The sequence below is a fragment of the Mesorhizobium sp. M0011 genome (assembly GCF_040324155.1).
In the GTDB taxonomy this organism is placed as follows: Bacteria; Pseudomonadota; Alphaproteobacteria; order Rhizobiales; family Rhizobiaceae; genus Mesorhizobium.
Genome location: NZ_JAMYVQ010000018.1, coordinates 99684 through 120191 on the forward strand (window position 1 = coordinate 99684; position 20508 = coordinate 120191).

Annotated in this window: 20 protein-coding genes; 7 read left to right on the forward strand and 13 right to left on the reverse strand. The window is 63.5% G+C overall.

Annotated elements, in window-relative coordinates:
* Window positions 1-23 precede the first annotated feature (23 nt).
* The 4 genes from NKK51_RS20025 to NKK51_RS20040 form a co-directional block, all read right to left on the reverse strand.
* Window positions 24-1745, reverse strand: a complete 1722-nt coding sequence (locus NKK51_RS20025; RefSeq protein WP_352554362.1) for a SulP family inorganic anion transporter — start codon at window positions 1743-1745, stop codon at window positions 24-26.
* Between the two features lie 69 nt (window positions 1746-1814).
* Window positions 1815-2093 carry a helix-turn-helix domain-containing protein gene (locus NKK51_RS20030; RefSeq protein ID WP_352554363.1) on the reverse strand — a complete coding sequence of 93 codons (279 nt, stop codon included), beginning with the start codon at window positions 2091-2093 and terminating at the stop codon, window positions 1815-1817.
* 151 nt (window positions 2094-2244) lie between these two features.
* The gene (locus NKK51_RS20035; protein WP_023813471.1) at window positions 2245-2958 is read right to left on the reverse strand and encodes a phosphatase PAP2 family protein; all 714 of its coding nucleotides are present in this window, start codon (window positions 2956-2958) and stop codon (window positions 2245-2247) included.
* Window positions 2959-2972: 14 nt separating this feature from the next.
* On the reverse strand, window positions 2973-3314 hold the full coding sequence (locus NKK51_RS20040; protein ID WP_013528672.1) for a hypothetical protein: 342 nt from the start codon (window positions 3312-3314) through the stop codon (window positions 2973-2975).
* 172 nt (window positions 3315-3486) lie between these two features.
* Between NKK51_RS20040 and NKK51_RS20045 the strand changes: the two genes are divergently transcribed.
* A complete protein-coding gene (locus NKK51_RS20045; protein ID WP_128305315.1) occupies window positions 3487-4881 on the forward strand; it encodes a sensor histidine kinase in 1395 nt (464 codons plus the stop codon).
* The gene (locus NKK51_RS20050; RefSeq protein ID WP_023813468.1) at window positions 4878-5537 is read left to right on the forward strand and encodes a response regulator; all 660 of its coding nucleotides are present in this window, start codon (window positions 4878-4880) and stop codon (window positions 5535-5537) included. Before NKK51_RS20045 ends, NKK51_RS20050 begins: the two co-directional genes overlap by 4 nt.
* 280 nt (window positions 5538-5817) lie before the next feature.
* On the opposite strand, the gene NKK51_RS20055 is transcribed toward NKK51_RS20050, so the two are convergent.
* Window positions 5818-6297, reverse strand: a complete 480-nt coding sequence (locus NKK51_RS20055; RefSeq protein ID WP_352554364.1) for a hypothetical protein — start codon at window positions 6295-6297, stop codon at window positions 5818-5820.
* A gap of 550 nt (window positions 6298-6847) precedes the next feature.
* Here NKK51_RS20055 and NKK51_RS20060 point away from each other — a divergent pair.
* Together NKK51_RS20060 and NKK51_RS20065 are read left to right on the forward strand one after the other, a co-directional pair.
* Entirely contained in the window at window positions 6848-8851 is a 2004-nt protein-coding gene (locus NKK51_RS20060) for a PhoX family protein (protein ID WP_352554365.1), read from the forward strand.
* Between the two features lie 225 nt (window positions 8852-9076).
* Entirely contained in the window at window positions 9077-9301 is a 225-nt protein-coding gene (locus NKK51_RS20065) for a hypothetical protein (protein WP_013528677.1), read from the forward strand.
* Here NKK51_RS20065 and NKK51_RS20070 read toward each other — a convergent pair.
* The gene (locus NKK51_RS20070; RefSeq protein WP_352554366.1) at window positions 9293-10483 is read right to left on the reverse strand and encodes a flavin-containing monooxygenase; all 1191 of its coding nucleotides are present in this window, start codon (window positions 10481-10483) and stop codon (window positions 9293-9295) included. The genes NKK51_RS20065 and NKK51_RS20070 overlap by 9 nt on opposite strands.
* Window positions 10484-10834: 351 nt before the next feature.
* On the opposite strand from NKK51_RS20070, the gene NKK51_RS20075 reads away from it, so the two are divergent.
* Complete coding sequence (locus tag NKK51_RS20075; RefSeq protein ID WP_352554367.1) at window positions 10835-11872, forward strand: phosphatidylglycerol lysyltransferase domain-containing protein; 1038 nt, start codon at window positions 10835-10837, stop codon at window positions 11870-11872.
* 153 nt (window positions 11873-12025) lie between these two features.
* Here NKK51_RS20075 and NKK51_RS20080 read toward each other — a convergent pair whose 3' ends face one another.
* A complete protein-coding gene (locus NKK51_RS20080; RefSeq protein ID WP_128305642.1) occupies window positions 12026-12787 on the reverse strand; it encodes an ABC transporter permease in 762 nt (253 codons plus the stop codon).
* Window positions 12788-12801: 14 nt separating this feature from the next.
* Complete coding sequence (locus NKK51_RS20085; RefSeq protein WP_352554368.1) at window positions 12802-13728, reverse strand: ABC transporter ATP-binding protein; 927 nt, start codon at window positions 13726-13728, stop codon at window positions 12802-12804.
* A gap of 260 nt (window positions 13729-13988) precedes the next feature.
* Here NKK51_RS20085 and NKK51_RS20090 point away from each other — a divergent pair, with 260 nt between their 5' ends.
* Both NKK51_RS20090 and NKK51_RS20095 read left to right on the forward strand, forming a co-directional pair.
* Window positions 13989-15350, forward strand: coding sequence for a cytochrome ubiquinol oxidase subunit I (locus NKK51_RS20090; RefSeq protein WP_352554369.1), 1362 nt, complete (start codon window positions 13989-13991; stop codon window positions 15348-15350).
* 9 nt (window positions 15351-15359) lie between these two features.
* Window positions 15360-16364 carry a cytochrome d ubiquinol oxidase subunit II gene (locus tag NKK51_RS20095; protein WP_128305637.1) on the forward strand — a complete coding sequence of 335 codons (1005 nt, stop codon included), beginning with the start codon at window positions 15360-15362 and terminating at the stop codon, window positions 16362-16364.
* Window positions 16365-16510: 146 nt separating this feature from the next.
* Here NKK51_RS20095 and NKK51_RS20100 read toward each other — a convergent pair whose 3' ends face one another.
* From NKK51_RS20100 to NKK51_RS20120, 5 genes are all read right to left on the reverse strand, one after another.
* Window positions 16511-16798 (reverse strand): GIY-YIG nuclease family protein, encoded by a 288-nt coding sequence (locus tag NKK51_RS20100; protein ID WP_352554385.1) that lies wholly within the window; start codon window positions 16796-16798, stop codon window positions 16511-16513.
* Window positions 16799-16982: 184 nt separating this feature from the next.
* Window positions 16983-17720 carry a peptide-methionine (S)-S-oxide reductase MsrA gene (gene msrA, locus NKK51_RS20105; protein ID WP_352554370.1) on the reverse strand — a complete coding sequence of 246 codons (738 nt, stop codon included), beginning with the start codon at window positions 17718-17720 and terminating at the stop codon, window positions 16983-16985.
* A 142-nt stretch (window positions 17721-17862) separates the two neighbouring features.
* A complete protein-coding gene (locus tag NKK51_RS20110) occupies window positions 17863-18120 on the reverse strand; it encodes a hypothetical protein (RefSeq protein ID WP_352554371.1) in 258 nt (85 codons plus the stop codon).
* Between the two features lie 101 nt (window positions 18121-18221).
* Entirely contained in the window at window positions 18222-18914 is a 693-nt protein-coding gene (locus NKK51_RS20115) for a DUF1223 domain-containing protein (protein ID WP_023813455.1), read from the reverse strand.
* 348 nt (window positions 18915-19262) lie between these two features.
* Window positions 19263-20432, reverse strand: a complete 1170-nt coding sequence (locus NKK51_RS20120; protein WP_023813454.1) for a TadE/TadG family type IV pilus assembly protein — start codon at window positions 20430-20432, stop codon at window positions 19263-19265.
* Window positions 20433-20508: the final 76 nt, after the last annotated feature.

Here is a 20508-nt window from a genome sequence, read left to right on the forward strand (position 1 = left end):
CGCCGACCGGCAAATCCCGATTTCTACTCTGCCTCCAGCTTCCCTTTCAGCTGCGCCCGCGCATCCTTGATCGAGGCGGCATAGGTCACCAGCGGGCGCTTGACGCCGTGGTTGATCAGCATACGCCGGATCTGCGGCGCGGCACCTGATATGATGAAGCGGACGCCGGCGCGTTTCGCCTTGTGGGCGGCGCCCTCGATGACGTTGGCCGCCGTCGAATCGAAGAACGGTACGGCCGAGCAATCGAGGATGAAGTTTTTGCGCTGGTCGGCGATGCGGTCGAGCACGGTGCCGACGGTCGACGCGGCGCCGAAGAAGAAAGCGCCGGAGATGCGGTAGACCACGGTGTCGGCGTCGGTCGCCTCGCTGGCATCGTAGGCGTTGGTGCTGTCGGCGACATCCTCCTGCACCAGCGGCTGATCGGCCTCGACCGCAATCGATTTGGCCATGCGGTCGATGAACAGGATCGACCCCAGCACGAAGCCGACGACGATGCCTTCAGTGAGATCGCGGAAGATGACGAGCAGGAAGGTCGCCATCAGCACCAGCGCGTCGCCGCGTGAGGCACGCAGCAAGGTGGCGAAGGCCTGTTTCTCGAACATGTTCCAGCACACGACCGCCAGCACGCCGGCAAGGGCGGCGAGCGGGATGTAGCTGGCGAGCGGCGCCGCCACCAGCATCAAAGCGAGCAGGATGGCTGAGTGGACGATGCCCGAAACCGGTCCGTGGGCGCCGGCCCGCACATTGGTCGCCGTCCGGGCGATGGTGCCTGTGGCGCAGATGCCGCCGAACAGGGCGGACGCGATGTTGGCGAAGCCTTGCGCCACCAGTTCGCAGTTGGAGCGATGCCGCCGGCCGGTCATTCCATCGGCGACCACCGCCGACAGCAGCGATTCGATGGCGCCCAGCAAGGCGAAGGCGATGGCATCCGGCAGCACGTCAATCATCCTGTCCAGGCTGACCGGTGGCAGAGCGGGCATTTGCAGGCTGCGCTGGATGCCGCCAAAGCGGGTGCCGATCGTCTCGGCGGGCAGCGAGAGAAGCGCCACGACCAGCGATGCCAGCCCGATGGCGATGAGCATTGCGGGCCATGTCGGCCGCCAGCGTTTCAGGCCGGCGATGGTGACGATGGTCAACACCGCCACCAAGGTCGCCGCCGGGTTGATGGTGCCGGCCGCCTCGGCGACCGCGATCAGCTTCGGCACCAGCGGTCCCGGCTCCTTGCCGGCAAGCTTCAGCCCGAACAGTTCGACGATCTGTCCTGAAAAGATGATGACGGCGATGCCGGCGGTGAAGCCGACCGTCACCGGATAGGGAATGAATTTGATGTAGGTGCCGAGACGAAGATAGCCGATGGCGAGCAGGAAGACCCCTGCCATCATCGTTGCCAAAAGCAGCCCATCGATGCCGACACGGGCAACCGTCGCTGCCACCAGCACAATGAAGGCGCCGGCCGGACCGCCGATCTGGAAGCGGCTGCCGCCGAGCGCCGAAATGATGAAGCCGCCGACGATCGAGGTGTAGAGGCCGCGCTCGGGAGCGACGCCCGATGCGATCGCGATCGCCATCGACAAGGGCAGCGCGACGATGGCGACCGTCAGCCCGGCAATGGCGTCCGCCTTGAAGTCGGCGAACGTGTAGCCCTCGCGCCAGACCGTCACCAGCTTCGGTGTGAACAATTCGGAAAATGTCGGCTTTACCGACCTGTGGGCCGGTTCATGCACTGCCCGCTGCGTCTGATCCATGGACTGCCTTTCGCACCCTGAAAGGCGGCGGGATCGTCGGCAGGGCTGTCGGCGGTCGCCGTCGCGACTTTATGCCGGCTCAGCCTTGGGACCCCGCGGCACGGCAGGCTTGAGGCGCACGCCCCGGCCGCCGCGCTCGCTGGCCTGGTTCTCGCCGATCAGCTCCACCCCGGCCTCGTCGAGAGCTTGGATGACCTTCATCAGCGTGTCGACCACGCCCCTGACCACGTCATCGCTCGCCTCCATGCGCTGGATGGTCGGAAGCGAAACGCCGGCGCGCTCGGCGAGCGTCTTCTGATCGATGCCGGCCAGCGCCCTTGCGGCACGCATCTGCGCGGCAGTGATCATCGGCCGGAATCCCCGTCTGAGTCTGCAGAAATGAGGTATAATACCATCATTGTGATGTTTCAAGCATTAGTATGAACGTCTGGGACGTAAGGCGCGGCGCATTGACTGACCATTTTTTCAGATACTTTCCCGGGCTGATCAACCGGCTGATCTAGTCTCCAGTCTCGCCGTCCGGGTGCTGCCCACGCCATCGCTGCCACGCCCGGGCAGCGAGCCAGCAAAGCATCGCCCAGACGAAGCCCGCGCACCAGCCGGCAAGCACGTCCGATGGCCAGTGGACGCCAAGATAGATGCGGCTGACGCCAACCAGCAGCGTCGTCAGCACCGCCAGCGACAGCACATAGATCTTCGTCGTTCGACCGGGCAGGAAGCGTGCCGCCAGCGCGCCGAGCGTCAGATAGGTCACCGCCGACAGCATGGCGTGGCCGCTCGGAAAAGACAGCGTCGTTTCGTTGACGAGATGCGAGACGAGTTCGGGGCGCGGCCGGTCGATGCCGGCTTTCAGCAGGCTCGACAATACCTGCCCCCCGGCCACCGCCACGAAGATGAAAAGGGCGGTCGCCGGCCTGCGGATAAGCAGGAGATACACGATGACCGCCGTCACGATCAGCACCAGCACGCTGCCGCTGCCGAGGCTGGTGATGTCGCGCATCGCCCCTTGCAGCCACAGCGGGCCGACCGGGCTGTCAGGGCGGCCCGCCTGGCGGAAGGCGAGCAGGATTTCGGTATCGAAGGCGTGCGGCGTGGTGGCGCGCGCCATCTCCATCAGCTCCTCGAATCCCCACAGGCCGGCGGCGATGACCAGGCCGGCCAGCAGCACCGGGAATTCAACCCGGTTGAGCAAAGCGTTCGCGGCGTTCTTCATCGGCAATTCGCCCGTTACAGCCGGCCTTGCAGATAGGGTCCGAGCGTGATCAGCGCCACCGCTGCGATCGCCAGCATGATCCCGGTCGCCTGCAGCGCATTGACGCGCTCGCCGAAGAAGACCAGTGCCACGACGTTCACCGAGACCAGCTGGATGACGGCGGAAAGGCTGAACGACACCGACATGCCGAATTCGCGGATCAGCCGCAGCATGATCAGATTGCCCAGCGAATAGAGTGCCAGCGTCAGCGCGATCTTGCCAAGGCTCGGCGCCAGGCCCCATTGCTTGGCGGCTGTCGCCGCCAGCAGGAAAATGACCGTCGAAAAGCCGAGCTGCAGCAATCCTGAAAAACTCAACGCTCCGTCCCCTCTCGAAGCGGCTCCCGCCGCGTGTGTCGCGGACGTTGTTTCCCAAGCGCGCCGGGACGTCAAGCGACCTCGACCAAACGAAGCTCTTGGCAATGGCAAGCCGGAAGCTCAAAGTACTACCATCGCCCAATCTGTCGGTTCGAAGGGCGGTCAGGGGCTCATGATTCGCAGTTTTCAAAACCTGGTGCGGCGCTGGAGCGAGCTTTCCCTTGCCCTGCAATTCGTCATTGCCGGCGGCTTTGGCCTGCTGGCTGTCATGTTGGTGGTCGGCACCTGGGTGACGGCGCAGATCCGGGACGGCGTCATCCGCAATTCGGCCGCCACGACGGCGCTCTATGTCGACAGCGTGATTGCGCCGCTGCTTCCCGACTTGCGCAAGGAGCAGGAGCTCAGCGAGTCCGTCAAGCAGGCGCTGGACGAGACGCTTGGCCAGGGCGCGCTTGGCAAGCGCCTCGAATCGTTCGTGCTCTGGCGCCGCGACGGGACGGTTCTCTACGCCAAGGAGACGGCCCTGATCGGCCGCCGCTTCGGTCCGAGCGACAATCTGCGTTCCGCCTTCGAAGGCAACGTCGTCGCTGAATTCAATACATTCGATGATGATGAACGCGAGGAGAAGGCTACCCGCTTGCCCTTGCTGGAGATCTACAATCCCGTGCGCGAGCCCTGGTCGGGCGAGGTGGTGGCGGTCACCGAGTTCTATGAGATCGCCGACGATTTCCAGGCCACCCTGGCGTCCGCTCTGTGGTCGAGCTGGCTGATCGTGGCCGGCGCGACCCTGGCGGCATTCCTGCTCCTGTCGGGCATCGTCCTGCGCGGCAGCCGCACCATCGACGACCAGCGTGGGGCGCTACGCCGCCAGGTGTCGGAGCTGCAGGATTTGGTGGCGCAAAACAGTGCCTTGCGACTGCGCGTGCAACGGGCCTCTCGCCGCGCCACCGCGCTCAACGAAAGATATCTGCGCCGCATCGGCGCCGACCTCCATGACGGCCCGGCCCAACTCGTGGCCCTGGCGGCACTGCGCATGGATAGTCCGATATTTTCCAGCGATGGCCATTCGGGCGTAAGCCGTTCGACCGAGGTCGCGATGATCCGCAAGACACTGGAGGATGCGATGCGTGAAATACGCGGCATCTGCACCGGCCTTGTCCTTCCGCAGATCGAGACGGCTGCCGCAAACGACATTCTGCGGCTGGCCGTCAAGGAACACGAGCAGAGGACGGGAACGTCGGTGACGCTGACGCTGGCCGGACAGTTGCCGGAACCCGGCGCTTCCGAGAAGATCAGCATCTATCGTTTCGTTCAGGAAGGGCTGAACAACGCCTATCGCCACGGGCTAGGCAAGGATCAGGCAGTGAGCGCCGGGATGAAAGGTGGCAGGCTTTTTGTCGAAGTGTCGGACGGCGGGCCGGGTTTCGATCCGGCGGCACGGGTCGAGGGTCTCGGCCTCGCCGGCCTCAGGGAGCGGGTCGAAAGCATTGGCGGACAGTTCGAAACCTTGACCGGGCCGCAAGGTACGCGTTTGGTGATCCGTCTGTCGGTCGAGGAGCAAGCATGACTGGTACCATCCGCATCGCCATTGTCGACGATCATCCCCTCTTTCGCGAAGGTGTGACGCGCAGCCTGTCGGAGATCGGGGGCTTCGAGATGGTTGGCGAGGGCGCCACGGCGCAGGATGCCGAACGCCTCGCCACGACGGTGCGGCCCGACATCTTGCTGCTCGATATCTCCATGCCGGGCGGCGGGCTGACCGCGGTCGCAAGCATCCTCGCCAGCCATCCCGCCCAGAAGATCGTCATGCTGACCGTTTCGGAGGCCAATGCCGATGTGACAAAGGCGCTGAACGCAGGGGTGAATGGCTATGTCCTCAAAGGCGTCGGGTCGCGCGGGCTCGCCGACATCCTGCGCAATGTTGCAGCCGGCGAAAGCTATCTGTCGCCGACGCTGTCGGCCCGGCTGCTTTCGGATCTCCAGTCCCAGCAGCCGACCGACGGCATTGCGGAACGGCTGCGGCAGCTCACCGATCGGCAGACGGAAATCCTGCGGCTGGTGGCGGAGGGGCTGAGCAACAAGGAAGTCGCCTTGCGGCTTGAGCTGCAGGAGAAGACCGTCAAGCATCACATGACCGGGGTGCTGTCGAAGCTCAATGTGCGAAACCGCACCGAAGCGGCCTTGATGATGCGTGAGTTGCGCGACCGCGACAGGCCTTCTTAGAGCATTTCACCGTTTCACGGAAACGGCGAGCTGCTCTAATTCTTTGTTTTGACGCGATTCTAGACGGAAAACCGCTTCACACTTTTCCTAGAATTGCTCCAGGCCAGGTACGGGGAAATGCGCAACGGTTTCCCGTCCCGGATTGCGCAAAAGCGCGTCGCGCCTCGGGACTGCAGCCATTGCGGTGCCGAAAACGGGGACGCTGGCCAAAAACGAGGTCACCTCCGCCGGGGGGCGGCGGAGGTGACGTGCAAAACTGACCGTTGCCTGTTGGCCAGCTTCACAAGGCCTTGAGACGATTGGCATCGGCCGGCGTGGCCTGGCGGTCGATGATCGTGCGACCGAGAGCGTCCTTCATGCTGAAACGACCGTTCTCGAGCTTTTCCGTTATGCCGTCGGGATGCCGGACCGTGATCTTGTTGCCGGTCACGTCGACGTTGTCACCGGTCTTTGCATTGACATGGCTCCCGCTCTTACCCTGATTGGATCCTGATTTGCCGCTGTTGCCATTCCCATTGCTGTTGCCGCTGTTCCCGCTATTGCCTCCGCCGGAATTGCCGCCGTTGCCGCCCCCACTGTTGCCTCCGCCCCCACCACCACCACCGTTGCCGCCGCCACCTTTGCCGGCGTATGCGCTGGCGGTCTGGATGCCGGAAACGGAGCCGTCCAGGACAATTTGGTAGGGAGCAATCGTCAACGCCAGCGCCGCTGCCGATTTGAGCGCCAGCCGGCAACAACGGGTCGTGACCGATCTGTGCATTTTGATCTCCGACGACTGAGCCCGGCGCGCCCCACCCCAACGTTGCAGTGCAACAACATTGCCGAAAGACGCGGCGCCCGGAAGCGACCTCCGACCGTTGCGGTTGTCAACCAGGACCTTTGGAAGCGCAAGATTGGACTAAAGTCCCAAGCGTATGCTACATTAGCTTTGCATGAACGGCGCCGCGACCGCCATCGCTAAACGGGAGACTCGCTTTCCCGACGCCTGACGACGGCAGACGCCGAACATCAAGTCACCTCCGCCGGGGGCGGCGGAGGTGACTTGTCGAGCCGGCTTTGTCCGTTGATCCGTTTGCAACGACTGACGTCATGGATGCGCGGCGAAACATGCCGCCGAAGGTCTCCTTCATCTCGAAAAGACGATTCCGGAGCAGTTCACGGCCTTCGGGAATGCTGAGCCAGCGCTGCGCGTAGTGCCTGTCGCCTCTGAAAGGCCTCCCGATGTCACGAAAATGTGACCCGGCGATTATAAGGGGGGTCAAACAGGTACCCCACGCTCCAGCCAACCCGACAGCCAGAGGCAAGCCACGATGACTGACCTTCGCTCCCCCGACACCCGATTCCGCACCAGCCTGCTTGAGGAAAACGACGGTCCGGCCATCAACGCCTCCGACAACCGCACCATGGGCGAGATCATCGCCGCGCGGTTCTCGCGCCGCGGCTTCCTCAAGGGCTCGCTGGCCGTCTCGGCCATCGCCGCCACCGTCAGCCCGCTGGCGCTGATCAGCGCCGACGAGGCCAGGGCAGCGGAAGGCTCTGCCTTCGCGTTCGACGAACTCGAGGCCGGCATCGACGACAAGCACCATGTCGCGTCGGGTTACGATGCCGATGTCCTGCTGCGCTGGGGCGATCCGTTGTTTGCCGATTCGCCCGACTTCGACCCGATGAAACAGTCGGCCGAGGCCCAGGCGAAACAGTTCGGCTACAACAATGACTATGTCGGCTACATCCCGATCGACGGCTCGGCCGAACATGGCCTGCTGGTGGTCAACCACGAATACACCAATCCGCATCTGATGTTCCCGGGCATCGTGAAGATCGTCGAAAAGGACGGCAAGAAGTCGGCCGAAGTCGCACCCCTCTCGAAGGAGCAGGTCGATGTCGAGATGGCCGCCCATGGCGGCACCATCGTCGAGATCCGCAAGGACGGTGGCAAATGGCAGGTGGTGCGCGACGGCAAGCTCAACCGCCGCATCACCTCCAACACCGAAATGGCGCTGTCCGGCCCGGTTGCCGGCCATGACCGCGTCAAGACCAATGCCGATCCGTCCGGCACCAAGGTGTTCGGCACGTTCAACAATTGCGCCGGCGGCGTCACGCCCTGGGGCACCTATGTGATGGCCGAGGAGAACATCCATGGCTATTTTTCCGGCGAGCTGCCGGAAGGCCACAAGGAAGCCGCGAACTACAAGCGTCTCGGCATTCCCGAAGGCGCCTATGAATGGGCGGCGCATTACGAGCGTTTCGACCTCGCCAAGGAACCCAACGAAGCCAACCGCTTCGGCTGGATCGTCGAGGTCGATGTCAACGACCCGACCTCGACGCCGAGGAAGCGCACCGCCATGGGCCGCTTCAAGCATGAGGGCGCCGAATCGATCGTCGCCAAGGACGGCCGCGTCGTCTTCTATCTCGGTGACGACGAGCGCTTCGACTATGTCTACAAGTTCGTGACCAGGGCCGCGTTCAATCCGAACGATCGTGCCGCCAACAAGGACCTGCTCGACGATGGCACGCTGCATGTCGCCAAGTTCGCCGAAGACGGCACGGTCGAATGGCTGCCGATCGTCTTCGGCCAGGGGCCGCTGACGGCTGAAAACGGTTTTGCCAGCCAGGCCGACGTGCTGATCGAGACGCGCCGCGCCGCCGACCTGCTCGGCGCCACCAAGATGGACCGCCCTGAAGACATCCAGCCCAATGGCGTCAACGGCAAGGTCTATGTCATGCTGACCAACAATTCGAAGCGCAAGGCCGACCAGGTCGACGCCGCCAACCCGCGCGCCGAAAACGCCTTCGGTCACATCATCGAGATCGCCGAGGACGGCGGTGATTTCACCGCCGCCAAGGGCAAGTGGGAAGTGCTGCTGAAATGCGGCGATCCGGCGGTTGCCGATGTCGGCGCCACCTTCTCGACAGCAACGACGGCCAATGGCTGGTTCGGCATGCCCGACAATTGCGCGGTCGATTCGGCCGGGCGTCTCTGGGTCGCAACCGACGGACAGGGGCCGAAGGCCACCGGCCGCACCGATGGCCTGTGGGCAGTGGACACCGAGGGGGCGGCGCGGGCGACCTCGAAACTGTTCTTCCGCGTGCCGATCGGCGCCGAGATGTGCGGTCCGCTGTTTGCGCCCGACGACCAGACCGCCTTCGTCGCCGTCCAGCATCCGGGCGACGGCGGAGAGGACTGGGAAGCGTTCGGGCGCCCCTCTTACTATGAGGACCTGTCGACGCGCTGGCCCGACTTCAAGCCCGACATGCCGGTGCGGCCGTCGGTGGTCGCCATCACCAGACAAGGCGGCGGCAAGATCGCGGTCTGATTGCCCACTCGCATGGGCAGCAGCGGAGCAGAATTTGCGCCGCTGCTGCGCCTTGAAGCCGCGGCATGTATCCCTTGGGCTGCGGAGCAGCTCCAGAGGTCTGCGCCGCGTCGCTTCGCTCCTTGCTCCGCCCCAGGATGACGAGGCGACGGGGGAAGTCGGTCAAGCCTCGGGAGAGATTGGCAATTTAAACGTGGCGCTCTAGGTCTTTATCAGGAGATCGCCATGTCGAAGTCTGTCTATGACCGTGGCTTGCTCAAGCCAGCCGATATCGCCAAGCTGCAGCGCGTGTTCGACGAGGCCTGCCGGCGGCGCGAGGCACATCCCGATTCCGCCGACGCGCGGGAAATCGCGCTTAACCTGCTCGCCCTGCACAATGCCGGCATGGTGGAAGAAGACATGCTGATGGAAGCCGTCGGTTTCCGGCGGCTGGAACCGAAATCAGCGTGATGCGCTGGATTGGTGCGGGGCCGACCTTGCAATTCGTTTGGCGATCGCCTTGGCCAGGATGCCGGCATTGGCGAAGCAGCCGCGAATGCTTGGCCGCATGCCGGTGAACCACAGACCGGGCAATTTTGGATCGGCTTGGCCACCGTTGAAGAGCGGAACGCCCTTGGCGTCGAGCACGCCGAGCTTGCCGACCATGGGCTCCAGCCCGGTGCGGTAGCCTGTCGCGGCAATGACGATGTCGGGATAGATCAGGCTGCCATTGGCCAGGATCACGCCATCGCGGGTGAATTCCCGTATGCCCGGCACGACGGTGATCTTGCCGGCCTTGATGGCGCCGACGGCGCCGTCATCGGCGGCGATCGCGGTATAGTCCGAGGTCAGGCGGCTGGCGCCGCCCGCAGGCGCGGGCGGCAGGCCGAATTTGGTCAGGTCGCCGAAAACCAGCCGCTGCGTTGCCGCCATCACGGCATCGGCGATCCGCAAAGGCAGGCGCGCCATGAGCGGCGAAAGCCTATGCACGGCGATCTTGGCAATCCGCTTGGGCAGCAAAGCGGGGCCGCTGCGGGCCGACAGCCAGATGGCGGCCGTGTCTATGCCGGCCAGATGATTGAGCGCGTCGAAACCCGAATTGCCGGCGCCGACGACCAGCACTCTTTGGCCCGCATAGGCTTGCGCGTCACCGAAATCCGCCGAATGAACGATGCGCCCGGCGAAATCCTTCATGCCTTTCCATTCGGGGGTGAATGGCTGCCTGTCGCGGCCGGTGGCGATGACGACATTGCGGGCGAAGCGCGGTCCGGCGCTGGTGCGCAATGCCCAGTGATCGCCCTTGAAGGTGATCTCTTCGACCGCGACGCCAAACTGCACCGGCAGCCGGTTCTCCTTCTGGAAATCGTTCATGTGGCGGATGACGACCATCCTTTGCGGAAAGGCGGGCGTGCCAGGGGGAAAGGCGAGACCAGGCAGCGAAGAAAGATCGCGATGGGTGTTGAGATGCAATTGCTGGTGGCGCCGGTGCCAGGGCTCGGCCAGCCGGCTTTCCTTTTCCAGGATCGCCGTCGGCACGCCGGCGTTCATCAAGGCATGCGCGGCGGCCAGCCCGGCAGCACCGGCGCCGACGACGATTGCCGGCTCGACCATGGCCGGCAGATCCGCAACCGATCTGATTGTCGTATCCGTCATTCACTCGAATCCCATTGGACGTCCCGCCGCAAGGCTCGCAGGACGCTGTAACCGTTTGATCGCGCGCAGGATCCCTGCAGCAAACCGCGGCCGAATTTCGAGCGATGCGATTTAGAGCCAAACGCCGGGCCGCGGTTGCGCTCTATATGGCATATGCGCGATATCAACGGTAATCAGGTCGCGGCAATGTGATTGATTCGAGGCCTTGGGTGGCTGGCGGGTCTCGGTTATCCCCCACGCGCATGTCCGAAATCGAGTCCGATTTTCGAGTCATGCGCAGAATCAAAGTGTTACAGCACCTTGGCGCGTCCTGGACGGCCGGCGCTGTAGGCGGCACGCGGAATCTCGACCATGCCCTCCTTGCGGTTCCATTTCGACAAGATCCTTGAGGCTGCCGCGCCCGAGGTCGAGCGGCAGGCGCTGACCCATGTCGAACGCCTGGCACTGGTGCGCCGCTATGGCGACTTCTCGCTCGCCTATTCCACCGCCGTGCAAGGCAAGCTTTCCTATTTCGGCGACGCCGACGGCTACATCGCCTTCGGTACCAAGATGAAGCACCATTTCGCGCTCGGCGACCCGATGGCGGCTCCGGCGCGTCGGGCCGATTACATCAAGCGCTTCGTCGAGACCGCCGGCAGCCCATGGTTCGTGCAGGTCGGCGAGGACACCGCACGCGTGCTGGCCGGCCTTGGCTACAAGGTCAATCGCCTCGGCATCGACACCCGCCTCGCCCTGCCCGAGCATGATTTTTCCGGGAAGCGCAACGAGACCGTGCGCTACTCCGAGCGCTGGCTGCTGAAGAAAGGCTTTTCGTTCGAAGAGGACAAGCGCACCATCTACCTCGACGAGATCGCCCGGCTTTCGGAAAACTGGCGCGGCGACCGCATCGTCAAGCGCTGGGAGATGGGCTTTCTCAACCGCCATTTCGCCGACCATCTCGGCACCGACATGCGCCGTTTCGTCCTGCACGGTCCCGATGGCGAACTGGTCGCTTTGCTCGACTTCGACCCGTTGTTTGCCGACGGCAAGGTCATCGGCTACACCACCGCCTTCAAGCGCAAGCATCTCGACGCTTCACCGCATGCCGAGGTCGGCCTGACCAAATTCGCCGTCGACCGTTTTCGCGAAGAGGGCATCTCGGTGGTCACGCTCGGCCTGTCGCCGCTCGTCGATGTGGGTCCGAGCGGATTTGCCGAAAGCGATTTCTGGCGCAATGCCTTCCAGCGCGCCTATTCTTCGCCCTGGGTCAACCGCCGCAGGTTCAACCTGCAGGGCCAGGCGGCCTTCAAGCGCCGCTTCCACGGCGTCGAAGAGCCGGTCTATATCGCCTTCCGCAAGGGAACGTATGTCGAGATGCTGGGGCTGCTGCGGCTGGTCAAGGCGATCTAGGTCTGCTGATATTCAGGTGATGCCGGCCTGCAAATGGCGGCTTCCTGCGCTTCCGGTGCTCACGTACGAAAAGTACGCTCCGCTCCGGTTCTCGGAATCCACCATTTTCGTCTCGGCCTGACCTGAATCTCAACAGACCTGTACTTTCGCCGCTCAATTCCTCAGCCGATAACCGGTCCTGAAGATCCAGGCGACGATGCTTATGCAGACCAGCAGGAAGACGACCGTCATGCCGAGGCTGACGCCGACCGAAACGTCGGACTTGCCGTAGAAGCTCCAGCGGAAGCCGCTGATCAAATAGACGACCGGGTTGAACAGCGTCACCGTGCGCCAGATCTCGGGCAGCATGTTGATCGAATAGAAGCTGCCGCCGAGGAAGGTCAGCGGCGTGATGATCAACAGCGGCACCAGCTGCAGCTGCTCGAAACTCTTCGCCCAGATGCCGATGATGAAGCCGAACAGGCTAAAGGTCACCGCCGTCAGCACCAGGAAGGCGAGCATCCAGAACGGATGCAGGATGGTCAGCGGTACGAACAGCGAGGCGGTGGCCAGGATGATCAGGCCGAGGATGATCGACTTGGTCGCGGCGCCGCCGACATAGGCGATGACGATCTCCAGATAGGAGACCGGCGCCGACAGAAGCTCGTAGATCGAGCCGACGAATTTCGGGAAATAGATGGCAAAGGAGGCGTTGGAGATCGACTGCGTCAACAGCGACAGCATGATCAGACCCGGCACGATGAAGGCGCCGTAGCTGATGCCGTCGATCTCGGTGATGCGCGAGCCGATGGCCGAGCCGAAGACGACGAAATACAGCGATGTCGAGATGACCGGCGAGACGATGCTCTGCAGCACGGTGCGGAAAGCACGGGCCATTTCCATCCGGTAGATCGCCCATACTGCGCGAAGGTTCATGGCGGCGCGCAGGTTCATGGCTCCCTCCTCACCAGATTGACGAAGATCTCCTCGAGCGAAGAGTTTTGCGTGTCGATATCGCGGAACTGGATGCCGCCGGCCTCGAGATCGCGCATCAACGAGGCGACGCCGGGCCTCTCGGCCTGATTGTCATAGGTGTAGGTCAGCTGCCCGCCATCCGGCGACAATTCCAGCGCATAGCGCGAGAACGCCTCGGGAACGGCCGTCAGCGGATTGCGCAGCTCCAGCACCAGCCGCTTGCGGCCGAGCTTGCGCATCAGTTCGGCCTTGTTCTCGACCAGGATGATCTCGCCGCGATTGATGACGCCGACGCGGTCGGCCATCGCCTCGGCTTCCTCGATATAGTGCGTGGTGAGGATGATGGTGACGCCGTCCTCGCGCAGCCGGCGCACCATCGCCCACATGTCCTGGCGCAGCTCGACGTCGACGCCGGCGGTCGGCTCGTCGAGGAACAGGATGCGCGGCTCATGCGACAGCGCCTTGGCGATCATCAGCCGGCGCTTCATGCCGCCCGACAGGGTGATCGCCTTGGCGTCCTTCTTGTCCCACAGCGACAGGTCGCGCAGCACCTTCTCGACAAAGCCGGGGTTGGCCGGCTTGCCGAACAGGCCACGGCTGTAATTGACCGTCGCCCAGACGCTCTCGAAGGCGTCGATGGTCAGTTCCTGCGGCACCAGCCCGATCAGACCGCGCGCGGCGCGATAATCCTTGTTGATGTCGTGGCCGTCGACGGTGACCGTGCCCGACGAACGGTTGACGATGCCGCAGACGATCGAGATCAGCGTCGTCTTGCCGGCGCCATTGGGTCCAAGCAGCGCGAAGATCTCGCCGCGCTGAATGTCGAGATTGACTTCCTTGAGCGCGGTGAAACCGGTTGCGTAGGTCTTGGAGACCCCGGAAATGGACAGGATGGAAGGCATGGATGAAAACGGCTGCTTGAAAGAGGTCCCCTGATATAGGCCGAATGTCGGTGCTTGCAACCGCAAGTCAATGCCCTGCTGACAGTTCTCGACAATCGTGCCGGCCGGCCGTTGCAGGTGCGGCGCACAGGCCCGGAGTTGCGCGGCACGCAACCGGCAAAATTGTCCTGTGGCGTTCAGCCTCGCGGCAGGACGCCGCTTTGACGTGAACTCGCTTCGGGCCTATCCTTCGCGAGTATTTGCAGCAGCCGGAGCCCATCATGGACCCGCTCATACTTTCGCGTATCCAGTTCGGCACGAATATTTCATTCCATATTCTATTTCCGACGATCACCATTGCGCTGGGTTGGGTGCTGCTGTTCTTCAAGCTGCGCTACAACGCGACCAACGATTCCGCCTGGATGCGCGCCTATTTCACCTGGGTGAAGGTTTTCGCGCTGTCCTTTGCCATGGGCGTGGTTTCGGGCGTCACCATGAGCTTCCAGTTCGGCACCAACTGGCCGGGCTACATGGAAAAGGTCGGCAACATCGCCGGGCCGCTGCTGGCCTACGAAATCCTCACCGCCTTCTTCCTCGAAGCGGCCTTCCTCGGCATCATGCTGTTCGGCTTCCGCCGCGTCTCCAACCGCATCCACACGCTGGCGACGGTGCTGGTCGCCGGCGGCACCACCGTCTCGGCATTCTGGATCATCGCGCTCAATTCCTGGATGCAGACGCCGGCCGGCTTCGAGATGCGCGACGGCGTGGCGCATGCGGTCGACTGGTGGGCAATCATCTTCAACCCGTCAATGCCTTACAGGCTGACCCACATGCTGCTGGCGTCGGGGCTGACGGTGTCGTTCCTGATCGCTGGCCTGTCGGCGCTGCGCTATCTCACCGGCGACCGCTCGGAATCGATGTGGAAGGCGCTGCGCACCGGCGTCTTCACGGCGGCGACCCTGATCCCGATCCAGATCTTCGCCGGCGACCAGCATGGGCTGAACACGCTGGAGCATCAGCCGCAGAAGATCGCCGCCATGGAGGCCAACTGGAACACCGGCCCCAACGTGCCGCTGGTGCTCTTTGCGCTGCCCGACGAGGCAGCCAGGGAGAACAAATTCGAGATCGCCATTCCCGATGGGGCCAGCCTGGTGCTGCGGCACTCGACCAGCGGCGTGGTGCCGGGGTTGAACGACTATCCCGGCAATCATCCGCCGGTCTTTCCGGTGTTCTGGGGTTTCCGCATCATGGTCGGCACGGGCATATTGATGCTGCTCGTCTCATGGTCGGCGGCCTTCTTCCTCAAGCGCCGGCACAGCCTGCCTAAGCCGCTGGCCATGCTGATGGTGCCGATGGCGCTGTCGGGCTGGCTGGCGACGCTGGCCGGCTGGTACACCACCGAGATCGGCCGCCAGCCCTGGCTGGTGACCGGCGTGCTGAAAACCGCCGACGCGGTCGGCCCGGTGGCCGGCAGCCATGTCGCGCTGACGCTCGCCATATACCTCGTTCTCTATGTGCTGTTGCTGATCGCCTATCTCGGCGTGCTGGTGCACCTGGCGCTGAAGGCGGCGAAGGACGGCGATTCATCGCCGCTGCCGGGCGTCATGAACGCCGCCATGTCGCAGCCGGCGGCTGGCGAGTAGGAGAAGAAAATGAGCTTCGACTGGCCAACCGCGCTCCCCTTGATCTTCGCCGGCCTGATGGGCCTCGCCATCCTGATCTACGTCATTCTCGACGGTTTCGATCTCGGCATCGGCATCCTGTTCGCCGCCGCTGAAGACGCCGAACAGGATACGATGATTGCCGCGATCGGCCCGTTCTGGGACGCCAACGAAACCTGGCTGGTGCTGGCCGTCGGCCTGCTGCTGGTCGCCTTCCCGCTGGCGCATGGCGTCATCCTGACGGCGCTCTACATTCCGGTCTTCGTGCTTTTGCTCGGGCTGATCCTGCGCGGCGTCGCCTTCGATTTCCGCGCCAAGGTGCCGACCGAGCGCAAGCACCGCTGGAACCGTATTTTCTTCCTCGGCTCCATCATCGCATCGCTGGCGCAGGGCTATATGCTGGGCGTCTATGTGCTGGGCCTCGATGTCGGCCTCGGCGGCGTGGCGTTCGGCGTGCTGGTGGCGTTCTGCCTTGCCGCGGCCTATGCGGCGATGGGCGCCGCCTGGGTGATCTACAAGACTGAAGGCGAGTTGCAGAGGAAGGCCGTGCGCTGGCTGCGCACCGCGCTGGTGCTGACCGCGCTCGGCATGGCGGCGGTGTCGCTGGCGACGCCCTTCGCCAGCCCGCGCATCTTCGACAAATGGTTCGTCTGGCCGGAAATGCTTTATCTGTCGCCGCTGCCGATCCTGTCGGCGCTTTTGTTCCTGTGGCTGTGGCGGCAGACCTTCCATCTGCCGAAGCCCGACGACCGCCATTCGCTGATGCCGTTCCTGACGCTGGCCGCCATCTTCGCGCTCGGCTTTGCCGGCCTCGCCTGGTCGTTCTACCCGTTCGTGGTGCCGGATCGCCTGACCATCTGGCAGGCGGCTTCCGCGCCGGAGAGCCTGGCCATCATTCTGGCCGGCACCGTGGTCGTGCTGCCGGTCATCATCTTCTATTCGTTCTATGCCTACCGGGTGTTCGGCGGCAAGGCGACGGATCTGACGTATGATTGAGCGGGTCAGGTGGGGGTGAAGGTGGCAGCAGCTACCGTGCCTTCGTCATCCTAGGGCGAAGCAAGGAGCGAAGCGACGCAGCGCAGACCCTAGGATCCATGCCGTGACGGTGGTGCAGTGCTCCGACGGTGCAAGAAACGGTGCACCTACCACCCCGTCCCGCGAAAAAGCTCGAACCACTCCGGATTCGCTTTTTCGATCAGGTCGATCTTCCATTGGCGCGGCCAGCGCTTCAGTGATTTCTCGCGCTGGATGGCATCAGTGATGTCGAAAAATTCCTCATACCAGACCAGCCGCTGCGCACCGTAGCGGCTGGTGAACCCTGCGCCCTGGCCGGATTTGTGTTCCGGCATGCGGCGGCCGAGGTCATTGGTGACGCCGATGTAGATCGTGCCACGCTTTTGGCTCGCGGTCATGTAAACGTAGCCGGTCATCGCGTAAGGATAGCTGGCGATCTGCCGGGCAGCCATCCCGCCCCGTTGCATTCTACGCCCAACGTCGCGGCATGGATCCTAGGGTCTGCGCTGCGTCGCTTCGCTCCTTGCTCCGCCCTAGGATGACGAAGGGAAGGAGGGCATCGCCGCCCTTCGCACCTCCCACACGCCAACCAGCGCTATCTCAATTGCTCGCCGACAGCACCAGCACGGGCTTTTCGCTGTAGAGCGTCGGGAACAGTGTCTTCAAGTTCGCCACCTTGGGCAGGTCGTTGTAGACGATGTAGGGATAGGTCGGGTTCAGCGTCAGGAAATCCTGATGGTAATTCTCGGCCGGATAGAAGGTCTTGCCGGTTTCCAGCGTGGTGACGATCGGCTCCGGGAACACCTTGGCCTGGTCGAGCTGGGCGATGTAGCTTTGCGCGATCTTCCTCTGTGCATCGGTTTCGGCGAAGATCGTCGAGCGGTATTGCGTGCCGGAGTCCGGACCCTGGAAATTCAGCTGGGTCGGGTTGTGGGCGACCGAAAAATACACCTGCAGCAGCTGGCCATAGGTGATTTTCGATGGATCGTAGGTGATCTCGACGGATTCGGCATGCCCGGTGCGGCCTGAGCCGACCGTCTCGTAGACGGCGGTGTCCTTGTCGCCGCCGGTGTAGCCGGAGACGGCCTTGGTGACGCCCTTGACGTGCTGGAAGACGCCCTGCACGCCCCAGAAGCAGCCGCCGGCGAAGATTGCCTTTTCAGTGCCGGTGGCCGCCTTCTCGTCGATTGCCGGCGGCGGGATCTTCACCGCGTCCTCGGCCGAAACCGCCGGCGTCAGCCAGAAGGCGGCGCCCGCTGCGGCAAGTGCCAGGGCGGCGAGCGCGCTGCGGAAGACGTTCGACGATTGTCTGGTGACTGGTTTTTGAATGTCGGTCATGGCTTGAGCTCCTGTGACGTCCATCATGTGGAGTCTATTGGATAAGATACGATCATGCGACGGGCGAGTTGCGGCCGAAGCCTCACTTTCACGTGCATCCGGATACGGACCCGCGGGACCGAAGCCGGAAACAGCACCACCTTTACTTGGCCGGCGCCATCGCATCCGTTGCCGGCTTCATGGCGTCGGCGGCCGGCTTCATGGAATTGGTGGCCATCGGATCGGCTGGCTTCATCGCCTCGGTTGCAGGCTTCATCGCATCCGCGGCCGGTTTCATCGCATTTGCAGCCGGCTTCATCGCGTTGGTCGCGTCGTCGGCACGAGCGATGCCGCCGGAAAACAGCGCCGTCGAGCACAAAGCGAGAGCGAGCGCCGGCAGCGTCAGGCGGGAAATGGTCATGATGATCTCCTTGGGTTGGTCGTGAAGGCGCGCCCTCTTGGCGGCCGTGCTATGCGGCGCCGCTCCATGCGGCGTTGCGCAATCTCTTGCCGAAGCGCGATCTAGTCGGTCGCGGCAGCCAGGATCGGTCCGCCACCGGGCGACTGCACGAGCACGGCGGTGCTCAGGCCGCCGGATGCGGCGGGCAGCGGATACGTCGCGGCCGCGCCGGTCCAGCTGCCGAGGTTTTTGAGCGCATGCACGACATTGGCGTGCGGCAAGGTGCGGCCGGTGTTTTCGCCGCGCGCCACCGGCACCTCGACGACGCCCTTGGCATAGCGCACCAGCCAGACATCGGCGTGGCCGCCAGGTGCGGCGCCGGCGCCGATGCTGATCTTGCCGCCATCGAGCGACAATGCCGGGCCGCCCGTCCGGCCGCTCACCGAGATCAGCTTTTCGATCTCGCCGGGTGCGGCGCCGACGACATCGGCATGGCCGTTGACCACCACTTGCGGCGTGAACGGCCCGTCACGGCCGAGCGCCGGCTCGTAATTGACCTGGCGCCGGGTGAATTCCTGTTTTCCGAAAATGTCCTTCCAGCCGAGATAGTCCCAGTAGGTGACGTTGAACGACAGCGCCAGCACGCCGGGCTGATCCTTGACCTTGATCAGATTGGCGTTGGCCGGCGGGCAGGACGAGCAGCCCTGGCTGGTGAACAGCTCGACCACGGTGAGCGGCTGGGCCGCCGCCGCACCGAGCGACGCCGCCAGCGCGAGCGCTGAGAGGCTGGACACTGTGACGAACTTGCGGGACATCGGCTTGCTCCGTGGGCGGCGGCGCCTGGAAGCACCGCTGATACCCCCACTTCGCCGCTGCTTGCTGCTTCGTTACAGCGCTCACTGGTTTGTGATGAAGGTTTCGGGAGATCGCAGGGAAAGCCGGAGGGACAGCGCCCCCCCCTCTGGCCTGCCGGCCATCTCCCCCGCAAGGAGGGAGATCGACCCTCATCACGGCTTTCGCCTATCACTAGCTTCGCAACAGGAGCGCGGCCGACGAAGCTGCCAATCTCCCCCCTTGCGGGGGAGATGTCCGGCAGGACAGAGGGGGGTGTGAAGGATCGCCAAGCCTCACAAGCCCATAGGGCGTTTAGCCTGGGGCAGCGTCTACTGCGTCAGCACCGTGTTGGAGGGCCGCTTGTTGAAGTCGCACTTGCCGGTCACGCTGTAGAAGAAGTCGGCGTTCGTGACGTCTGGCAGTGGAGGATTGTTGCCGCCGTCTTCCCATGCCTGGTCGCTGGTCTGGCTGCAAGGCACCACTTTGAAGATGTCGACGTCCGTGTTGCTGGCAACCTCGACGGGGAGGTATTTGGAAGGGTCCAGTGCCTTTTGTGCCGCGGTGCTGTACCCGGCGCCGAGGTAGAGCCGGTTCGACGTGTCTGTATTGTTCGACCTGAGCGGGTTGACCGGTCCGGACGGCACATCCATCTGCAGATAGAGCTTGTCCACCGTGCTCACGTTGACTGTTGCGCCACTGCTGTTTCCGGCGGTATTCGTGGTCGCGCACGTCGTCTTGAAATAGATGGTGGCGCTCGTCTTTCCGCTTTTTGCCACCGCGGTGCTTTTGTAAACTCCCGCAGTGGCAGTGAAATCGGTTGCCGATCCTACTGTCGTGCACACTTGGGTCTGAACCAGCGTATTGGTTGGTCCCGTGGTAATAGTTGTCGTGCCGTAACCTTTCGGCTCGGTAGCCGTGTAGGTCTTACCCCCGCTCGTATAGGAATAACTATACGCTTTGTAGTTATAGTTGGCCTTCATCATGGCCGTCGGTGTGGTCGTGGAGGTCCAACCGTAGGGAAGGCCGTACAAGGTCATGGTCTTGTTCCAGTAGCCTGAAACGTGATCGACGTTGAATGTGGCCTCCACCAGTGCGGGCGTCTTGCTCACCGCCGACGAGACACCGACCGCCACCGTCGGGATCCTGGCGATCTGCATGAACACGGTCGGCATGGCGTAGCTTGCCGAGGCCCGCGCTGTGGCGGTGCCGTTGGCGCTGACGTCGAAGCTGTTCAGCGTCGCTGTGCCCTGTCCGCCGTTTTCTCTGTAGGTATCCTGGAGCACCACCTGGCGCTGCGGCTTCGTCGAGGCCGTTTCCATCGTGGTGATCGACAGGATCGCGGCGTCGAGTGCCGCCTGCTCGGTCGACCTGGTCTGGACCGCGGAGGTGTAGTCGACGGAAAAGCCGATCGCGGTGATCAGCGGAATCATGGCGAGAACAAGTATCGGTGCGAACGAGCCGCTCCGCGACTCGATAAAACTGCCTGCAAGCCCCCGCATGCCTTCGTCCTTACATCAGATATTTCCCCCGGCTAACATGCCGATCACAAATTATGCTCTAACGCGCGTGGTTAAA

Bases quoted from the DNA above. Each gene is read 5' to 3' on its own strand.
- NKK51_RS20025 (WP_352554362.1), bottom strand. From the start codon at position 1,745: ATGGATCAGACGCAGCGGGCAGTGCATGAACCGGCCCACAGGTCGGTA.
- NKK51_RS20030 (WP_352554363.1), bottom strand. From the start codon at position 2,093: ATGATCACTGCCGCGCAGATGCGTGCCGCAAGGGCGCTGGCCGGCATC.
- NKK51_RS20035 (WP_023813471.1), bottom strand. From the start codon at position 2,958: ATGAAGAACGCCGCGAACGCTTTGCTCAACCGGGTTGAATTCCCGGTG.
- NKK51_RS20045 (WP_128305315.1), top strand. From the start codon at position 3,487: ATGATTCGCAGTTTTCAAAACCTGGTGCGGCGCTGGAGCGAGCTTTCC.
- NKK51_RS20050 (WP_023813468.1), top strand. From the start codon at position 4,878: ATGACTGGTACCATCCGCATCGCCATTGTCGACGATCATCCCCTCTTT.
- NKK51_RS20055 (WP_352554364.1), bottom strand. From the start codon at position 6,297: ATGCACAGATCGGTCACGACCCGTTGTTGCCGGCTGGCGCTCAAATCG.
- NKK51_RS20060 (WP_352554365.1), top strand. From the start codon at position 6,848: ATGACTGACCTTCGCTCCCCCGACACCCGATTCCGCACCAGCCTGCTT.
- NKK51_RS20065 (WP_013528677.1), top strand. From the start codon at position 9,077: ATGTCGAAGTCTGTCTATGACCGTGGCTTGCTCAAGCCAGCCGATATC.
- NKK51_RS20070 (WP_352554366.1), bottom strand. From the start codon at position 10,483: ATGACGGATACGACAATCAGATCGGTTGCGGATCTGCCGGCCATGGTC.
- NKK51_RS20075 (WP_352554367.1), top strand. From the start codon at position 10,835: ATGCCCTCCTTGCGGTTCCATTTCGACAAGATCCTTGAGGCTGCCGCG.
- NKK51_RS20080 (WP_128305642.1), bottom strand. From the start codon at position 12,787: ATGAACCTTCGCGCAGTATGGGCGATCTACCGGATGGAAATGGCCCGT.
- NKK51_RS20085 (WP_352554368.1), bottom strand. From the start codon at position 13,728: ATGCCTTCCATCCTGTCCATTTCCGGGGTCTCCAAGACCTACGCAACC.
- NKK51_RS20090 (WP_352554369.1), top strand. From the start codon at position 13,989: ATGGACCCGCTCATACTTTCGCGTATCCAGTTCGGCACGAATATTTCA.
- NKK51_RS20095 (WP_128305637.1), top strand. From the start codon at position 15,360: ATGAGCTTCGACTGGCCAACCGCGCTCCCCTTGATCTTCGCCGGCCTG.
- NKK51_RS20100 (WP_352554385.1), bottom strand. From the start codon at position 16,798: ATGACCGGCTACGTTTACATGACCGCGAGCCAAAAGCGTGGCACGATC.
- msrA (WP_352554370.1), bottom strand. From the start codon at position 17,720: ATGACCGACATTCAAAAACCAGTCACCAGACAATCGTCGAACGTCTTC.
- NKK51_RS20110 (WP_352554371.1), bottom strand. From the start codon at position 18,120: ATGACCATTTCCCGCCTGACGCTGCCGGCGCTCGCTCTCGCTTTGTGC.
- NKK51_RS20115 (WP_023813455.1), bottom strand. From the start codon at position 18,914: ATGTCCCGCAAGTTCGTCACAGTGTCCAGCCTCTCAGCGCTCGCGCTG.
- NKK51_RS20120 (WP_023813454.1), bottom strand. From the start codon at position 20,432: ATGCGGGGGCTTGCAGGCAGTTTTATCGAGTCGCGGAGCGGCTCGTTC.